At 63.4% G+C, this 17,251-nt stretch carries 16 protein-coding genes; 13 read left to right on the forward strand and 3 right to left on the reverse strand.

Features of this window, described 5'->3' with window-relative positions; all coding sequences use genetic code 11:
• The 5 genes from obgE to ACEQXV_RS13405 form a co-directional block, all read left to right on the forward strand.
• Positions 1–897, forward strand: an 897-nt coding sequence (gene obgE, locus ACEQXV_RS13385) for a GTPase ObgE (RefSeq protein WP_370269626.1), incomplete at its 5' end; no start/stop codon positions are given.
• Complete coding sequence (gene proB / locus ACEQXV_RS13390; protein WP_370269627.1) at positions 885–1,997, forward strand: glutamate 5-kinase; 1,113 nt, start codon at positions 885–887, stop codon at positions 1,995–1,997. The genes obgE and proB, both read left to right, overlap by 13 nt.
• A gap of 51 nt (positions 1,998–2,048) precedes the next feature.
• Entirely contained in the window at positions 2,049–3,314 is a 1,266-nt protein-coding gene (locus ACEQXV_RS13395; protein WP_370269628.1) for a glutamate-5-semialdehyde dehydrogenase, read from the forward strand.
• Positions 3,315–3,431: 117 nt separating this feature from the next.
• Positions 3,432–4,628, forward strand: coding sequence for a PLP-dependent aspartate aminotransferase family protein (locus ACEQXV_RS13400; RefSeq protein WP_370269630.1), 1,197 nt, complete (start codon positions 3,432–3,434; stop codon positions 4,626–4,628).
• A gap of 76 nt (positions 4,629–4,704) precedes the next feature.
• Entirely contained in the window at positions 4,705–5,748 is a 1,044-nt protein-coding gene (locus ACEQXV_RS13405; RefSeq protein WP_370253831.1) for an ATP-binding protein, read from the forward strand.
• Positions 5,749–5,750: 2 nt separating this feature from the next.
• Here ACEQXV_RS13405 and arsB read toward each other — a convergent pair whose 3' ends face one another.
• A complete protein-coding gene (gene arsB / locus ACEQXV_RS13410) occupies positions 5,751–6,758 on the reverse strand; it encodes an ACR3 family arsenite efflux transporter (protein WP_370269631.1) in 1,008 nt (335 codons plus the stop codon).
• Positions 6,759–7,114: 356 nt separating this feature from the next.
• Between arsB and ACEQXV_RS13415 the strand changes: the two genes are divergently transcribed.
• The 7 genes from ACEQXV_RS13415 to ACEQXV_RS13445 all read left to right on the forward strand — a co-directional run bounded on the left by ACEQXV_RS13415 (position 7,115) and on the right by ACEQXV_RS13445 (position 14,432).
• Positions 7,115–8,155, forward strand: a complete 1,041-nt coding sequence (locus ACEQXV_RS13415; protein WP_370253829.1) for a substrate-binding domain-containing protein — start codon at positions 7,115–7,117, stop codon at positions 8,153–8,155.
• A 78-nt stretch (positions 8,156–8,233) separates the two neighbouring features.
• Complete coding sequence (gene pstC, locus ACEQXV_RS13420) at positions 8,234–9,694, forward strand: phosphate ABC transporter permease subunit PstC (protein WP_370269632.1); 1,461 nt, start codon at positions 8,234–8,236, stop codon at positions 9,692–9,694.
• Entirely contained in the window at positions 9,691–11,031 is a 1,341-nt protein-coding gene (gene pstA, locus ACEQXV_RS13425) for a phosphate ABC transporter permease PstA (RefSeq protein ID WP_370252613.1), read from the forward strand. The genes pstC and pstA overlap by 4 nt, the downstream gene beginning before the upstream one ends.
• Positions 11,032–11,049: 18 nt before the next feature.
• Entirely contained in the window at positions 11,050–11,847 is a 798-nt protein-coding gene (pstB, locus tag ACEQXV_RS13430) for a phosphate ABC transporter ATP-binding protein PstB (RefSeq protein WP_370269634.1), read from the forward strand.
• Between the two features lie 17 nt (positions 11,848–11,864).
• Entirely contained in the window at positions 11,865–12,584 is a 720-nt protein-coding gene (gene phoU / locus ACEQXV_RS13435; protein WP_370269635.1) for a phosphate signaling complex protein PhoU, read from the forward strand.
• 3 nt (positions 12,585–12,587) lie between these two features.
• A complete protein-coding gene (phoB, locus tag ACEQXV_RS13440) occupies positions 12,588–13,277 on the forward strand; it encodes a phosphate regulon transcriptional regulator PhoB (RefSeq protein WP_370269636.1) in 690 nt (229 codons plus the stop codon).
• Between the two features lie 393 nt (positions 13,278–13,670).
• Positions 13,671–14,432, forward strand: coding sequence for an autoinducer binding domain-containing protein (locus ACEQXV_RS13445; protein WP_370269638.1), 762 nt, complete (start codon positions 13,671–13,673; stop codon positions 14,430–14,432).
• Positions 14,433–14,831: 399 nt separating this feature from the next.
• Here the strand turns inward: ACEQXV_RS13445 and tsf are convergent, their stop codons facing one another.
• Positions 14,832–15,707, reverse strand: a complete 876-nt coding sequence (tsf, locus tag ACEQXV_RS13450) for a translation elongation factor Ts (protein ID WP_370269639.1) — start codon at positions 15,705–15,707, stop codon at positions 14,832–14,834.
• A gap of 77 nt (positions 15,708–15,784) precedes the next feature.
• Entirely contained in the window at positions 15,785–16,576 is a 792-nt protein-coding gene (gene rpsB, locus ACEQXV_RS13455) for a 30S ribosomal protein S2 (RefSeq protein ID WP_370269640.1), read from the reverse strand.
• A gap of 335 nt (positions 16,577–16,911) precedes the next feature.
• Between rpsB and ACEQXV_RS13460 the strand changes: the two genes are divergently transcribed.
• On the forward strand, positions 16,912–17,251 hold a 340-nt coding region (locus tag ACEQXV_RS13460), incomplete at its 3' end, for a PfkB family carbohydrate kinase (RefSeq protein WP_370269641.1).

Consider the following 17,251-nt stretch of genomic DNA (forward strand, 5'->3'; position numbering starts at 1 on the left):
GTCGAAACCGTCGAGGGGCTGAACACGCTCATCGATTTCCGCTACCAGCAGCATTTTTTCGCCAAGAACGGCCAGCAGGGCATGGGAAACCAGCGCACGGGCCAGGATGGCGACGACATCGTGCTGCGCGTGCCCGTGGGCACCGAGATCCTCGATGAGGACGAGGAAACCGTGATCGCGGATCTTGCCGAACTGGGCCAGCGGGTCGTTCTGGCCAAGGGGGGTAATGGCGGCTTCGGCAACCTTCATTTCAAGTCGGCGACCAACCAGGCGCCGCGCCGCGCCAATTCCGGCCAGCCGGGGATCGACCGCACGATCTGGCTGCGGCTGAAGCTCATCGCCGATGTGGGCCTTCTGGGCCTGCCCAACGCGGGAAAGTCGACCTTCCTTGCGGCAACCTCCAACGCGCGGCCCAAGATTGCCGACTACCCCTTTACCACTCTGCATCCCAACCTTGGGGTTGTCGGTGTCGACGGGGTGGAATTCGTGGTGGCCGACATCCCCGGCCTGATCGAGGGCGCGCATGAGGGGCGGGGTCTGGGCGACCTGTTCCTGGGTCATGTCGAGCGTTGCGCCGTGCTGCTGCACCTCGTCGATGGCACGTCGGAGGACGTGGCCGCTGACTGGCAGACCATCATTACCGAGGTCGAGGAATACGGCGCGGGGCTGGCCGACAAGCCGCGGATTACCGTTCTCAACAAGGTCGATGCCTTGAGCGATGAGGACCTGGCCGAGCGCAAGGCCGCGCTGGAGGCCGTTGCAGGCCCGGTCATGACCATGTCTGGCGTTGCCAAGATGGGCGTGACCGATGTTCTGCGCGCGCTGCGCTCGAAGATTGACGCCAAGCGTTTGCGCGAGGCGAAGGGCGCGGAGGCCCTCAAGAAATGGGAACCGTAAGCCTCGCCGATGCCCGCAGGCTGGTGGTCAAGATCGGCTCGGCGCTCTTGGTGGACCGCGATACGGGCGCGCTGCGCTCGGACTGGCTGCGCTCCCTGGCGGCTGATGTGGCGCGCATCAAGGCGCGCGGCGTCGACGTGGTGCTGGTCTCATCGGGCTCGATTGCCCTTGGCCGTTCCGTCCTTGGATTGGGGCAGGGGGTTCTTGCGCTCGAACAGGCACAGGCCGCCGCTGCCGTGGGGCAGATCCGCCTTGCCCGCGCCTATGAAGAGGCGATGGCCCCCCACGGCATTTCCACCGCCCAGATCCTGGTGCCGCGGGAAGACCGCGCCGACCGCCGCCGTTACCTCAATACCCGCAACACCATGGCCACGCTTCTGGGGCTTGGCGTGCTGCCGATCGTGAACGAAAACGACACCATCGCCACCGATGAAATCCGCTATGGCGACAACGACCGTCTGGCCGCCAACATGGCCGCGATGGTGGCCGCCGACCAGCTTGTGCTGCTGTCGGACGTGGACGGGTTCTATTCGGGCAATCCCAAGGAGGATTCAGCCGCCACGCGCTACGAGGTGATCCCCGCGATCACGCCCGAGATCGAGGCGATGGCGGGCGATGCCGGGTCTGGCCTCTCCAAGGGGGGCATGAAGACGAAACTGATGGCCGCGCGCACCGCGACTGCGGCAGGCTGCGCCATGGCGATTACGGAAGGTTCGGTTCTCAACCCGTTGGAAGCGCTGGAAAAAGGTGCGAACGCCACTTGGTTTACCGCCACCGAGGATCCGCAGACCGCGCGAAAGCACTGGATCGCGGCGATGAAGCCCAAGGGGGCCGTGCGGCTCGATGCAGGCGCCGTCGCGGCGCTTGGGCGGGGCAAGTCGCTGCTGCCGGCGGGTGTCACGCGGGTCGAAGGCCGTTTCCTGCGCGGCGACCCCGTCGCCGTGGAGGGCCCTGATGGGGCGCGGCTTGGCCTTGGGCTCATCCGCTACACCTCGGACGAGGCTGCGGCCATCGCGGGCCACCAATCGGCCGAGATCGAACAGATCCTCGGCTACCCGGGGCGCGCGGCGCTCATCCACCGCGATGACATGGCCCTTTGACCCTTCTTCCTGGTAAAAATACTCGTAACCACCCCCTCAACGGAGGCTGACATGACTGACCACTCCAACATCCCCGCCCTGATGGCCGAGATGGGTGCCCGCGCGAAAGCGGCCGCGGCGGAGCTGGCCTTTGCACCAGCCGAGCAGAAGGCGCGGGCACTGGCGGCTGCCGCCGATGCAGTCTGGGCGCGGCGGGCCGAGATCATTGCAGCCAATGAAAAGGACATGGCCTTCGGGCGCGACAAGGGCCTGTCTGCGGCGATGCTCGACCGGCTGATGCTGGACGAGGACCGGATCGAGGGGATCGTGAAGGGCCTGCGCTCAGTTGCTGGCCAGGGAGACCCCGTGGGTGCGGTGATCGCGGAATGGGACATGCCCTCGGGCCTTCACATCCAGCGCGTGCGCACGCCGCTTGGCGTCATTGGCGTCATCTACGAAAGCCGTCCCAACGTGACGGCGGATGCAGGCGCGCTTTGCCTGAAATCCGGCAACGCGGTGATCCTGCGCGGGGGCTCGGAAAGTTTCCATAGCTCGGGCCTTCTGACCGAGTGCCTCAAGGACGGGCTGCGCGCCGCTGGCCTGCCCGAGAATGCGGTGCAACTGGTGCCCACGCGCGACCGGGCGGCGGTGAAGGAGCTTCTGACCATGACCGACACGGTCGATGTCATCGTGCCGCGCGGCGGCAAGGGGCTGGTGGGGCTTGTCCAGCGCGAGGCGCGGGTGCCGGTCTTTGCCCATCTCGAAGGCATCTGCCATGTCTATGTGGACAAGGCGGCCGATCCGGTAAAGGCGCTCGACGTGGTTCTGAACGCCAAGACCCGGCGGACAGGCATTTGCGGCGCTGCGGAATGCCTGCTCATCCATCGCGATGTGCTGGACACGATCGGGCAGGGCGTGGTGCGCGCGCTGCTGGATGCGGGTGTCGAGGTGCGCGGAGACGAAACCCTGCAAGCCATCGAAGGCGTGACGGCAGCGAATGCCGACGACTACGGCAAGGAATTCCTCGACATGATCATCGCTGCGAAGGTGGTCGATGACATCGACGCGGCCATCGCCCATATCCGGCGCTACGGGTCGAGCCATACCGAGAGCATCATCACCGAGGATGACGAGGCAGCGGGCCGCTTCTTCCAGCGGCTCGACAGCGCGATCCTGATGCGCAATGCCTCGACCCAGTTCGCAGATGGCGGCGAGTTCGGCATGGGGGGCGAGATCGGGATCGCCACCGGCAAAATGCATGCGCGTGGGCCGGTCGGGGCGGAACAACTGACGTCGTTCAAATACCTCGTCACGGGCGATGGCACGACACGAGCGTAAGCAAAGCTGACCTAAAATCCGAAGCAAATGGAAGGCCCGGCCTCAGCGTCGAGCTTGACCTTTCTTGTGGGATCAATTTAGGTCAGCCTTGCTTCCAATCATTCGAATAGGTGTCCCATGACCGACGGGTCCAACCTGCCCAAGACTCTCGTCCGCCGCATGCCGCTGCAACCCGGCGTGAGCCGTCCGGTGGTGACGCCGATCCAGCCCTCGGTGGTCTATTCCTCGGAAAGCCCCGACCAGCTGGAAGGCCAGTACGAAGGCAAGGAACACGGCTATACCTACAGCCGCGAAGGGCACCCGAATGCGGATCTGCTGGCCGCCAAGATCGACATGCTGGAAGGCGGGCAGGGGGGGATCATCTGTGCCTCGGGCATGGCTGCCGTGGGAACCGCGCTGATGGGGCTACTCAGCCAGGGCGACCATGTGATCGGGGGCGATCAGCTTTATGGTCGCTCGCTCCGGATGATGACGCAGGATCTGCCGCGCTTCGGTATTGAAACGACGCTGGTCGATACCGGCGATGTCGCAAAGGTCGCCGCCGTGATCCGGCCGGAAACGAAGATGATCCTTGTCGAGGTCATGGCAAACCCCACGCTTGCCATCGCCGATATGGAAGGCATCGCCGCGCTCTGTGCCGAGAAGGGTATCCTGCTGGCGGTCGACAACACCTTTACCACGCCAACGGCCTACCGGCCCTATGACCACGGCGCCGATATCGTCATCCATTCGGTGACGAAGCTTCTGGCCGGGCACGCCGATGTGACGCTTGGCTATGTCTCGGCGAAAGACCCTGCACTGACCGAGAAGATGAAGGTTTTCTGGATCACCATGGGCGCGACGCCCTCCCCGCATGACTGCTGGCTGGCTGAGCGCGGGATCTACACATTCGACCTGCGCTACGCGAAATCGCAGGAGAATGCCGCGCTGCTGGCCGATTACCTTGCCACGCTGCCGGGGGTGAAGCGGGTGGTCTACCCGGGCCGCGCCGATCACCCCGATCATGCCCGCGCCGCGCATCTGCTGCAGGGCCAGTTCGGCAACATGGTCAGTTTCGAGATCGAGGGCGGACGTGCCGCCGCGAATGCCATGATCCGGGCCATGCCCGACATGGCCTTCGCCCCCACGCTTGGCGATGTGGGCACCACGGTCAGCCATTCGGCCACCTCGTCGCACCGGTTGGTTCCGGTGGCCGCGCGCGAGTCGATCGGGATCACCGAGGGCTTTTTCCGCGTCTCCGTTGGCATCGAGGATATCGAGATCCTGAAGGCCGATTTCGCTGCCGGTTGCGCGGCGGCCGCACGCGCGGTCTGAGCGCCCGCTGTTGGCGAATCGTCCCCGGACGGGGTAGGGGGCGTCACCGTCCCTCGCCCCGCCCGAAAGGATCGTGATGGCCCGCAACACCCTGATCGCCGCACTTTCCGCTGTGCCCGACCCGATGCTCTTCGTGTCGGCAGATGGGGTGGTTGCCTCGGTCAATGCAGCGGCCGAGGCCTTGTTCGGGGCCTGGATCGACGGGCGCAGCTATGCCACCGCCTTCCGCCAGCCCGCGCTTCTGGACGCGCTGGAGTCGGTCTTGCGCGGGGCGGGCGCATCCGAGACCCGCTATTCCCGCGATGATCAGACTGGCGAGACGCTTTTTCGTGTGCTCATCACCCCGATGGCGGCGCAGGACACGGGCACGCCCGGGGCGCTTTTGCATTTCACCGACATTACCCATCTTCGCGAAGCAGAAGAGATGCGGCGGGATTTCGTGGCCAATGTAAGCCATGAGCTGCGCTCTCCGCTGACGGCGGTTCTGGGCTTCATTGAAACCCTGCGCGGCCCCGCGCGCGAAGATTCCGAGGCGCGTGACCGGTTTCTTGGGATCATGGAAGAACAGGCCCTGCGGATGAACCGGCTCGTGGGGGATCTCCTGTCGCTCAGCCGCGTGGAATCGGAAGAGCGTGTGCGCCCGGCGGGTGAAGTGAACCTGCGCGACGTGATCTCGGGCGTGCTGACCACCCTGCGCCCGCAGGCCGAGGAACAGGGCAGCCAGATGACGCTGGAGGCTGACGAGGGCGACTACCTGATCCGGGGCGACCGCGATCAGTTGACCCAGGTGTTCACGAACCTGACCGAGAACGCGCTGAAATACGGTGGGCCCGGGCGCGCTGTGACGGTGCGGCTGGAAACCGGCGAGGGCAGGGGCTCGATGCGCGGACCCGTGGTGCGGGCAATGGTCGTTGACCGGGGCGAGGGGATCGACCCGTTGCACCTGCCGCGCCTGACCGAACGTTTCTACCGTGTGGATTCCCATCGCAGCCGCGAAATGGGGGGCACCGGGCTGGGGCTTGCCATCGTCAAGCATATCGTGAATCGCCACCGGGGGCGGCTGCGCATCAGGTCCGAAAAGGGCAAGGGCAGCACCTTCACGGTGGTGCTGCCGAAATAGGTTCAGCCGAAGCGGGCCCTTGTGCGGTTGGCGAAAGCCACCAGCGACAGCATCACCGGCACCTCGACCAGAACCCCCACCACCGTGGCCAGGGCAGCGCCCGATTGCAGGCCGAAGAGGCTGATCGCCACGGCTACGGCCAGTTCGAAGAAATTCGAGGTGCCGATCATGGCGCAGGGGGCCGCAACCCGATGGGGCACCTTCATCAGGTAGGCCGCGCCATAGGCCAGCGCGAAGATGCCGGAGCTTTGCAACAGGATCGGCACGGCGATGAGCGCGATCACCATGGGCCGGTCGAGGATCGTCTGCCCCTGCAGGGCGAAAAGGATCATCACCGTCACGATCAGCCCCATCACCGACCAGGGCTTTACCTGTTCCTTGAAAAGCTCGATCGCGGCAGGTGATCCAAGCCGCGCCCGCGTGATCAACCCCGCCGCCAGGGGCAGCACGACGTAAAGCACAACGGAAAGCACCAGTGTCTGCCAGGGAACCTCGATATCCGTGACCCCCAGAAGAACCGCCACGATGGGCGCAAAGGCAAAGACCATGATCACATCGTTCACGCTGACCTGAACCAGCGTGTAAGTTTCATCCCCCTTGGTCAGTTGCGACCAGACGAAGACCATCGCCGTGCAGGGTGCGGCGCCAAGCAGGATCAGCCCGGCGATATACTGGCTGGCATCCTCGGGGTCGATCCAGGGGGCGAAGACGTGATCGAAGAAGAGGACCGCCAGCAGCGCCATGGTAAAGGGCTTGATAAGCCAGTTGACGACCAGCGTGATGATTAGCCCCGCAGGCTGACGGGCCACGTTGCGAAGCGAGCCGGGATCGACGCCCACCATCATCGGGTAGACCATCGCCCAGATCAGCACCGCCACCACGAGGTTGACCGAAGCGACCTCGGCCACCGAGATGGCAAAGACAAGCGACGGGGCCAGGAAGCCAAGCGCGATGCCACCGACCATCGCCAAGGCCACCCACAGCGTCAGATAGCGTTCGAAACTGCCCATGATCGGCCCCTTTGTCCCGTCGTTCGGACGCGGTTTTGGCCGTGATCGAGCGCCGACGCAAGGGAATCAGCGGGCTTGGAAGTCGGGAATCATGTGGCTGATAGGCCGACTAGCTGGCCGAACGACTGATAAAATCGTGAAGGTATCAGCCCGTAAAAAACACTCTTTTCGACGCTGCAAATCATAAACACTTGGAAACCATGCCTTTTCTGCGCGGGGCCAAGGGTGGTCCGATGGCGCTGTCATAAAACCGTTACGCAGCTGTCACAAAAGCATTGCCGAGGACACATAGACGACCCCCTGAGAGCGCGACACCGGTCGTGTTCCAATTGGTAAAACCAACGGAGAAATCCACCATGTCTTTCGCAAAGCTGACCGTGTCCGCCCTCGCGCTGGCCGCCGTTTCCGCAACCTCCGCCGCTGCCCAGGGCCGCGAAAACGTGCAGATCGCCGGGTCTTCGACCGTTCTGCCCTACGCCACCATCGTTGCCGAAGCCTTTGGCGAGAACTTCGACTTCCCGACCCCGGTGGTCGAATCCGGCGGGTCCTCGACCGGCCTGCGCCGTTTCTGCGAAGGCGTTGGCGAGAACACCACCGACATCGCCAATGCATCGCGTCCCATCCGCGCCTCGGAAATCGAGACCTGCGCGGCCAACGGCGTGACCGACATCATCGAGGTTCGTATCGGCTATGACGGGATCGTCTTTGCCTCGGACATCAACGGCAACTCCTTCGAGTTCACGCCGGCAGACTGGTACCTGGCGCTGGCCGCCGAACTTCCCGTGGATGGCGCAATGGTTGCCAACCCGAACACCACCTGGGACCAGGTGAACGACGCGTTCCCCGCCCAGGCCATCGCCGCCTTCATCCCCGGCACCCGTCACGGCACCCGCGAAGTCTTCGACGAGCGCGTGATCCTGCAAGGCTGTGAAGACACCGGCGCAATGGCCGCCATCATGGAAATCAACGGCGGCGACGAAGACGCAGCCGAAGAGGCCTGCATGGCGATCCGCGGCGACGGCGTGTCGGTCGACATCGACGGCGACTACACCGAAACGCTGGCCCGCATCACCGCCAACCCCGAAGGCATTGGCGTGTTCGGCCTGAGCTTCTACCAGAACAACACCTCCGTTCTGCAAGTGGCCACCATGAACGGCGTTGTTCCCTCGGTCGACTCGATCGCCTCGGGCGAATACCCGGTGTCGCGTCCGCTGTTCTTCTACATCAAGGCAGCCCATCTGGACGTGATCCCCGGCCTGCAGGAATACGCAAGCTTCTTCGTCTCCGACGATATCGCCGGTCCGTTCGGCCCGCTGGCAGCCTACGGCCTCGTGTCCGACCCGGAACTGGCCGAGACTCAGCGCATCGTCGCCGAGCGCGTGACCATGGGTCAGTAAAGACCCCCACTTGACGACAGGCGGGGGCGGTCGATAGGTGCGCCCCCGCAACTTCCCGCCGGGACAAGAAAGACCGACATGCCTCTTCTCTGGATCGTCATCGCCGTTCTGCTTCTGGGCAGCGTCGGCTACGTGATCGGCCGCCACCGCGCCCTGAGCAGCGCCGGTGGCGATATGCGTCTTCTGCATTCTTTGCCGAATTACTACGGGATGAACGTCTTTCTGTCCGCGGTCGTGCCCGCGCTTCTGGTGCTGGTGGTCTGGATGCTGGTGCAACCGGCGCTGATCCAGCGGCAGGTGACGGCAATGATCCCCACGGTCGATTTCTCGGACCAGGGCCAGCTGAGCCTGATCATGACCGATGTGGAACGCGTGGCCAATGGCTTCGACCTGGCCTTGGCCCAAGGCGTGCTGAGCGAAAGCGCGCTTGGCACGATGGACGCCGAGGCCACGAACATCCGCGAGGTCCTGGGCGGGATCGGCGTGGCGCTTGGCCAGGACGTGACGCCTGCCGTGCTGGCCGCCGCGCTGCGCTATCGCGAGCTTCAGACAACCGGTGCCTTCGCCATGACGGGCGTGGTGCTGCTGCTGGCCGCGCTTGGCCTTGGCTATGCCTATAGCCGCACCCACAAGGATTTCCGCGCCCGGAACACCGTGGAACGCGCGGTTCTGGCGATCCTGATCCTGGCCTCGACCATCGCGATCCTGACCACCGTGGGCATCGTTCTGTCGATGATTGTGGAGACGCGCGATTTCTTCCACCTCTACCCCTGGCAGGATTTCTTCTTCGGCCTCGAATGGATTCCGTCCTTCGAGGGCGGCTCGCATCTGGGCCTTCTGCCGCTTCTGTGGGGCACGCTCTACATCACCTTCATCGCGCTGGTGGTGTCGGTGCCCGTCGGTCTTTTCTCGGCCATTTACCTTGCCGAATATGCCAGCCCGCGTGTGCGCGGCATTGCCAAGCCGATGATCGAGATCCTCGCCGGCATTCCAACCATCGTCTACGGTCTCTTCGCTCTCATCACCGTGGGCCCGATGCTGCGCGATTACTTCGCCGCGCCGCTTGGTCTGGGCAGCTCGTCGTCCTCGGTGATGACGGCGGGCCTTGTCATGGGCATCATGCTCATCCCCTTCGTGTCATCGCTCAGCGATGACATCATCAACGCCGTTCCGCAAAGCCTGCGCGATGGCAGCTTCGGACTTGGAGCGACCAAGTCCGAGACGGTCAAGCAGGTGATCCTGCCCGCCGCCCTGCCGGGCATCGTGGGGGCCGTTCTGCTGGCCACCTCTCGCGGAATCGGGGAAACCATGATCGTGGTGCTTGGGGCAGGGGCCGCGGCCCGGCTGAGCCTCAACCCCTTCGAGGCGATGACCACCGTGACCGTCAAGATCGTGGGCCAGCTGACCGGCGATACCGACTTTTCCAGCCCCGAGGCGCTGGTGGCCTTCGCCCTTGGCCTGACGCTTTTTGCCATCACCCTCGGGCTCAACATCCTCGCGCTCTACATCGTGCGCAAATACCGGGAGCAGTACGAATGAGCGACGCAACCGCACCCGTGCCGGCCAATAGCTCGCTTTACGCCACCGACGCGCGCACCAAGAAGCGCAACCGCGCCGAGGCCCGGTTCCGCGCTTACGGAATTGCAGCCATCGGGGTCGGCGTGCTGGCGCTGATCCTGCTGGTGACCTCGATCCTGGGCAACGGGATGAGCGCTTTCCGCCAGACCTATATCACCATTCCGGTGGAACTGGCCGAGCAGCGCCTGGACCCTGCGGGCAACCGCGACCCCGAAGAAATGGCCCGCGTCACGACTTTCGGCTACGCGCCCCTGTTGGGTCAGGCGCTCTACACACACCTGCAAGAGCAGGGGATATCGATGGAAGGTGTCGATCCCCGGGCGCTGATGGCCATGATCAGCCAGGAAGCGCCTGCACAGGTGCGGGCCATGGTCTTGGCCAACCCTGAAATGGTGGGCCAGACCGTGACGCTGGAAATGTTGGCCGGTGGCAGGATCGACGGCTTCTTCAAGGGCCGTGTCACCCTCGAAAGCGCCGAGCGTGACAGCAATGTCAGCCCCGCACAGCTGATGCTGGCCGAGCGTATGGCCGAGGCGGGGATCATCGAGACCCGCTTCAACTGGGCCTTCATCACAGGGCCCGACGCCTCTGACCAGCGGCCCGAAGCGGCCGGGCTGGGTATCGCGATCCTGGGCTCGTTCTACATGATGATCGTGGTTCTGGTGCTGGCATTGCCCATTGGTGTTGCGGCCTCGATCTATCTTGAAGAATTCGCCCCCAAGAACCGATTTACCGATGCAATCGAGGTCAATATCTCGAACCTCGCCGCCGTGCCCTCGATCGTCTTCGGGATCCTTGGCCTTGCGATTTTCATCAACTTCGCTGGCCTGCCACAGTCGGCCCCCATCGTCGGTGGCCTTGTGCTGACGCTGATGACGCTGCCCACGATCATCATTGCAACCCGCGCGTCCCTGCGCGCGGTTCCGCCCTCGATCCGGGATGCGGCGCTCGGGCTTGGCGCCTCCAAGATGCAGTCGGTCTTCCACCACGTGCTGCCGCTGGCCGCGCCCGGTATCCTGACCGGCACCATCATTGGCCTTGCACAGGCGCTTGGTGAAACCGCGCCCTTGCTCCTGATCGGCATGGTGGCTTTCGTGCGCGAGTTTCCCGCGGGCCCCCCGGAGGGCTTTTTCGACCCGGCCTCGGCGCTGCCCGTTCAGGTCTACAACTGGACACAGCGCGCCGATCCGGCTTTCGTGGAACGGGCCTCGGGCGCTACCATCGTGCTCTTGCTGTTCCTGGTCTTCATGAACGCAATGGCCGTGATCCTGCGCCGGCGCTTCGAGCGTCGCTGGTAAGGGCAGGGGATGAATGAAATGAACGATATGAGAATGGTGGATCGCGCCGTGGACAACAAAGAGCTGAAAATCGCCGCCACCGGGGTGGACGTGTTCTATGGCGACACGCACGCCATCAAGAACGTGGACGTCAATATCCTCGACAAGACCGTGACGGCCTTCATTGGCCCTTCGGGATGCGGGAAATCCACCTTCCTGCGCTGCCTGAACCGGATGAACGACACGATCGACATCTGCCGCGTGACCGGTGACATCCTGCTCGATGGGGAAGACATCTACGACGCCAAGGTCGACCCGGTGCAGCTGCGCGCCAAGGTGGGCATGGTGTTCCAGAAACCCAACCCGTTCCCAAAGTCGATCTTTGACAACGTGGCTTACGGCCCGCGCATTCACGGGTTGGCCCGCAACAAGGCGGAACTTGATGAAATCGTTGAGAAATCCCTGCGTCGTGCGGCGCTTTGGGATGAGGTGAAAGACCGGCTCGACAAGCCGGGCACCGGGCTGTCCGGCGGCCAGCAGCAGCGCCTGTGCATCGCGCGTGCCGTTGCCACCAGCCCCGAGGTTCTGCTGATGGATGAACCCTGTTCCGCGCTCGACCCGATCGCCACGGCGCAGGTCGAGGAACTGATCGACGAATTGCGCGAACGCTTCTCGGTCGTGATCGTGACCCACTCGATGCAGCAGGCGGCGTGCGTCAGCCAGAAGACGGCCTTCTTCCACCTGGGAAATCTCGTCGAATTCGGCGACACGAGCCAGATCTTCACCAACCCGCGCGACCCGCGGACGGAATCCTACATCACCGGCCGGATCGGTTGAGCTAAGGGCAGTAACACATGGAAAGAAAAGAACATATCGTTGCCGCCTTTGACCGCGACCTGGAGGGAATCCAGGCCATGATCATGAAGATGGGCGGGCTTGTCGAAGAGGCGATCTCGGGGGCGGTCACCGCGCTGGAAACCCGCGACGAGGAACTGGCACTGAAGGTGCGCCAGGCCGACAAGGCCATCGACGCGCTGGAGGAAAAGGTAAACCAGGAGGCCGCCCTGATCCTCGCGCTGCGCCAGCCCACGGCGGGCGACCTTCGGACCGTCCTAACGGTCTTCCGCCTGTCTGCGAGCCTTGAACGTATCGGCGACTACGCCAAGAACATGGCCAACCGGGCAGGGGTCGTCATGCAGATGCAGCAGATCCCGGGCTCGCTGTCGGGGCTCCGTCGTATGTCGCGGCAAGTCGAACTGATGCTGAAGGACGCGCTCGACGCTTACATCCAGCGCGATGCCGATCTGGCTGCGGATATTCGCGACCGCGACGTGGAAGTAGACCAGATGTATTCAGCGCTGTTTCGCGAATACCTGACCTTCATGATGGAGGATCCGCGCAACATCACGCCCTGCATGCACCTGCATTTCATGGCCAAGAACATCGAGCGCATGGGCGATCACGTTACAACCATCGCCGAGCAGGTCATTTATCTTGTCAGCGGCACATACCCCGAGGACGACCGTGAAAAGGCGGATCGCTCCTCGCATGATCTGGGTCTCGAGGAGGAATAACCGATGGCGGGCGAGCCTCTGGTCCTTGTGGTCGAAGACGAACCGGCGCAGCGCGAAGTTCTTGCCTACAACATCCGCGCCGAAGGCTATTTGGTGATGTCCGCCGGGGCAGGGGACGAGGCCCTGATGATGGTGCGCGAAACCCCGCCCGATGTCATCGTTCTGGACTGGATGCTGCCTAACGTTTCCGGGATCGAGGTTTGCCGGCAGCTGAAGGCCTCGGTCGAGACCAACAAGATCCCGGTCATCATGCTTTCGGCCCGTTCGGAGGAAACCGACAAGGTGCGCGGGCTGGAAACCGGCGCCGATGATTACGTGGTCAAGCCGTATTCCGTGGCCGAACTCCTGGCGCGCCTGCGCACGCAGTTGCGCCGCACCAGGCCTGCAACCGTCGGCGAGCAGCTGCAATACGAGGATATCGTGCTCGACATGGCAGAGCACCGCGTTTACCGCGCAGGCGAGGCGCTGAGCCTGGGGCCGACCGAATTTCGGTTACTGACAGCCTTCATGGAACGTCCGGGCCGCGTCTGGAGCCGGGAACAACTGCTGGACCGTGTCTGGGGACGAGATATTTACGTCGACAGCCGGACCGTTGACGTTCACGTAGGGCGGCTTCGCAAAGCACTGAAATCGGCAGGCCAAAGCGAGGATCCCATCCGGACCGTCAGGGGGGCTGGCTACGCGCTCGGGTAGCCGATCCATTAATCCTATAATCAGTATTATGTTACCAATTGATGAAATGCGCGCGCGCTGAAACTGATCAACACCTCCGGTAAATCACGCAATATCAATGTGCTGCGCATTGTAGTTGATCTTGATCCCATCCGCTTGCACCTGACGATCTTAGACGTCCGAGACCTGCCGCCCTTCTCCTCCTGCGCAGGCGCAACACCCTGATTTACAAGGAAATCGGCGCTCGACAGCCCATTTGCACGATGCGTATAGTGAACCCAGTTTTGGGAAACATTTTATGCGCGCAGACTCTAAACAAGGCATCGAGGTGCCAAGGTATGGTTTTGTCAGGCCCTACAGAGACGCCATACAGTGGCACTCCGCCATTGTGTCTAGGATTGCGAGGTGTGGCAGATGAAGGCTCTGTCCCCGTATCTAAGGGCGCGCAGCGTCGAGGAGTTGTGGGAACACCACACGGCACATATGGCGCAGTATGGCTTCGATCGCATGCTCTATGCCTATACCTGTTTTCAGGGAGGCAATTCCCTGGGCGATCCCGATGATGCTTTGGTCTTGACCAATCACGCACCGGATTACGTCGAAGCCTATGTCAGCAAGGGGCTTTTTCGCGATGCGCCGATGATGAACTGGGCCTCCCGCAACACCGGGTCAATCAGCTGGCGGCACATGCAGTCGGAGTGCTTTGAACGCAGCAATTCCAATGGGATACGCAATGTTCTTGAGCTCAATCGTCGTTTTGGCGTGGTTGCCGGCTACACGATCTCTTTTCCGATGGCGATCAAGCGGGCTGCGGCGGGCATCGGCCTGGCGGCCCGCGTGGGGCTCGATCAGAACGCGGTAGACGAGATCTGGGCCGAGCACGGTGAGGATATCGAGATCATCAACCACGTGGCACATCTGGCCATCACGCAGCTGCCCGCTACGGGCCAGAGCCGTATCCTGACCCCACGCCAGCGCGAGGTTCTGGAACTGGTCGCCGACGGCAAGTCCGTTCAAGACATCGCCCTTCTGCTGGACCGCAAGGCGGCGACTGTCGACAAACACCTGCGTGGTGCCCGCGACTCGCTTGGCGTTGAAACAACTGCCCAAGCGGTGCGCAAAGCCTCTGTTTGGAACCAAATTTTCATCATCGAACCCGGAACCGGCCTGTCGTGAGGGCATTTGCGATCACGAGCGCGTGATCAGCCCTAAGGTAAAGGAAACCTGACTAGGCGAATGCCCGCCGATGAGTCACTTTTGATATGTTCCGTGAGTGATGGCTGAGGTTTCTGCTCGGTCAGGAGCACCGGGCCGTCGGGATCATTGTTTTGCTCGACGGTCCTATTTCTGACACTGCCGCCGGTGGCATTTCATCGGCGGCAGGTCACCCTACCAAGTGGCCATCCCCTACCCCGGCCCGGTGGGAGACCAGAAAGAGCGGCACCGCCCGTCCCTGGCGGTGTCGCTTTTTTTGTGGTCCTGGTCTTGGTACCACGGGAACAGCCCGGTGAAAAAAGAAACGGGCAGAGGCGCCTCCCAACACCTCTGCCCGTCTTCCAGCGGTTGATCCGGAGATCAGCCCTGGGCGGCCTTCGCAACCTCGGCTGCGAAGTCTTCTTCTTTCTTCTCGATGCCTTCGCCCACTTCGATGCGGACGAAACCGGTCACGGTCGCACCGGCGTCCGCTGCGGCGGCACCGACGGTCACGTCGGGATTGATCACGAACGCCTGGTTCAGCAGGGTCGACTCGGCCACGAATTTCTTCATGCGGCCTTCGATCATCTTCTCGATCACGGCTTCGGGCTTGCCCGATTCACGCGCGATGTCGATCTGGATCTGGCGTTCCTTCTCGACCACGGCCGGGTCCATGTCATCCTCGTTCAGGGCGGCCGGGTTCACGGCGGCGATGTGCATCGCGATCTGCTTGCCGAGTGCCTCGTCGCCACCGGTCATGGCAACCAGCACGCCGATCTTGCCCATGTCGGGAGCCGCCGCGTTGTGCACGTAGGTCACGACGGTTTCGCCCTCGATGCGGGCCATGCGGCGCAGGGTCATGTTCTCGCCGATGGTGGCGATCTTGTCGGTCAGCGTGTCAGCGACGGTCTTGCCGCCCAGATCGGCAGCGGCCAGCGCTGCGAGATCGGCCACGCCGGTTGCGGCGCCCGCGCTGGCACCAACCATCTTCTGGACGTCGGCGGTCTTGGCGACGAAATCGGTTTCCGAGTTCACCTCGACGGCAACGCCCACGCCACCGTTCACGGCGACGGCGACGAGGCCCTCGGCGGCCACGCGGCCGGATTTCTTGGCGGCTTTCGCCAGGCCCTTGGTGCGCAGCCAGTCGACGGCGGCGTCAAAATCGCCATTGGTTTCGACCAGTGCCTTCTTGGCGTCCATCATGCCTGCGGCGGTGGCTTCGCGCAGTTCCTTGACCATTGCAGCAGTGATTGCCATGGGTCTGCTCCTTCAAATCATACGGTGTCTGGACCGGCCAGTAGCCGGTCCATATGTCAGATGCGTGACGGAGGGGATCAGCCCTCTGCGGCTTCCTCGGCGGGGGCTTCGGCTTCGGCGGCCAGCGCCTCTTCCACGTTGCCCTCTTCCAGTGCGCCCAGGTCGACGCCGGCGCCTTCCATCTGGGCGGTCATGCCGTCCAGGGCTGCGCGGGCGACGAGGTCGCAGTCAAGGCCGATGGCGCGCGCGGCGTCATCGTTGCCGGGGATGATGTAGTCGACGCCGGCGGGCGAGCAGTTGGTGTCAACCACGGCCACGACCGGGATGCCGAGCTTGTTGGCTTCGGCGATCGCCAGGTCTTCTTTCTTGACGTCGATGACGAAGATCAGGTCCGGCAGACCGCCCATTTCACGGATGCCGCCGAGCGAAGCCTGAAGCTTGGCCTGATCGCGTTCCATGCCGAGACGCTCTTTCTTGGTCAGGCCTTCCAGCCCGCCTTCCATCGCTTCGTCGATATGCTTGAGACGGCTGATCGAGTTCGACACGGTTTTCCAGTTGGTCAGCGTGCCGCCGAGCCAGCGGTGGTTCATGTAGTACTGCGCGCAACGCTCTGCGGCTTCGGCCACAGGCTTCTGGGCCTGGCGCTTGGTGCCGACGAAGAGGATGCGACCGCCCTTGGCCACGGTTTCACGAACCGCGTGCAGAGCCGCGTCCAGCATGGGAGCGGTCTGGGTCAGGTCGATGATGTGGATACCGTTGCGCTGGCCGTAGATGAACTCTGCCATCCGCGGGTTCCAACGCTGAGTCTGGTGACCAAAGTGAACGCCAGCTTCGAGCAGCTGACGCATGGAGAAATCGGGAAGCGCCATGTCCTTGTCCTTTCCGGTTTGCGCCTGAGCGGAGGTTCAGGGTCATCTGACCCAACCGGTGGACCGAAACGGGGATGTCTCCCCCGAAGGCCCGCCTCCGCCTGTGAAGTAGCGCGCGTTTACGCGAGGTTTCCTGGCTGCGCAACCCCCCTGCCCCGTCTTTTGTAGCAGGTTTCCCCGCGCGGGGACCGGGAACGGCTCTCCTCACCCTCCCTGGCGGGAGGGATCGTCGCCCCGTCTGGGGCGCTGCCCCAGACCCCGGGATATTTGCGGAACAATGAAGGGGGCGCGAAAAGGGCGTGGACGCAAGGCCCGGGCTTGCCTAGAGATCAGGCATGACACCGAGACCTGACATCCTGTGCATCGGCTCTGTCCTTTGGGACATCATCGGCCGAACCGATCTGCCGATGATCGCCGGCAATGACAAGCCCGGCCGGATTACCCGGCTGCCGGGTGGTGTGGCGCTGAATATCGCCATGACGCTGGCAGCACAGGGGCTGCGACCCGGCCTGCTGAGCGTGGTGGGTGACGATCCGGCTGGAACGGCCCTGTTGGTGGAATGCGGCAAGATGGGACTTGGGGTCGAGCATGTGCTGGTCGATCACGACTTGCCGACGGACCAGTACATGGCGATCGAAAGCGAGGGGCGACTTCTGGCCGCAATCGCCGATGCCC

It is taken from the genome of Nioella sp., assembly GCF_964229645.1.
Classification (GTDB): Bacteria; Pseudomonadota; Alphaproteobacteria; order Rhodobacterales; family Rhodobacteraceae; genus Nioella.

Excerpts from the sequence above, each read along its gene's own strand:
- proB (WP_370269627.1), top strand. The coding sequence starts at position 885 with ATGGGAACCGTAAGCCTCGCCGATGCCCGCAGGCTGGTGGTCAAGATC.
- ACEQXV_RS13395 (WP_370269628.1), top strand. The coding sequence starts at position 2,049 with ATGACTGACCACTCCAACATCCCCGCCCTGATGGCCGAGATGGGTGCC.
- ACEQXV_RS13400 (WP_370269630.1), top strand. The coding sequence starts at position 3,432 with ATGACCGACGGGTCCAACCTGCCCAAGACTCTCGTCCGCCGCATGCCG.
- ACEQXV_RS13405 (WP_370253831.1), top strand. The coding sequence starts at position 4,705 with ATGGCCCGCAACACCCTGATCGCCGCACTTTCCGCTGTGCCCGACCCG.
- arsB (WP_370269631.1), bottom strand. The coding sequence starts at position 6,758 with ATGGGCAGTTTCGAACGCTATCTGACGCTGTGGGTGGCCTTGGCGATG.
- ACEQXV_RS13415 (WP_370253829.1), top strand. The coding sequence starts at position 7,115 with ATGTCTTTCGCAAAGCTGACCGTGTCCGCCCTCGCGCTGGCCGCCGTT.
- pstC (WP_370269632.1), top strand. The coding sequence starts at position 8,234 with ATGCCTCTTCTCTGGATCGTCATCGCCGTTCTGCTTCTGGGCAGCGTC.
- pstA (WP_370252613.1), top strand. The coding sequence starts at position 9,691 with ATGAGCGACGCAACCGCACCCGTGCCGGCCAATAGCTCGCTTTACGCC.
- pstB (WP_370269634.1), top strand. The coding sequence starts at position 11,050 with ATGAACGATATGAGAATGGTGGATCGCGCCGTGGACAACAAAGAGCTG.
- phoU (WP_370269635.1), top strand. The coding sequence starts at position 11,865 with ATGGAAAGAAAAGAACATATCGTTGCCGCCTTTGACCGCGACCTGGAG.
- phoB (WP_370269636.1), top strand. The coding sequence starts at position 12,588 with ATGGCGGGCGAGCCTCTGGTCCTTGTGGTCGAAGACGAACCGGCGCAG.
- ACEQXV_RS13445 (WP_370269638.1), top strand. The coding sequence starts at position 13,671 with ATGAAGGCTCTGTCCCCGTATCTAAGGGCGCGCAGCGTCGAGGAGTTG.
- tsf (WP_370269639.1), bottom strand. The coding sequence starts at position 15,707 with ATGGCAATCACTGCTGCAATGGTCAAGGAACTGCGCGAAGCCACCGCC.
- rpsB (WP_370269640.1), bottom strand. The coding sequence starts at position 16,576 with ATGGCGCTTCCCGATTTCTCCATGCGTCAGCTGCTCGAAGCTGGCGTT.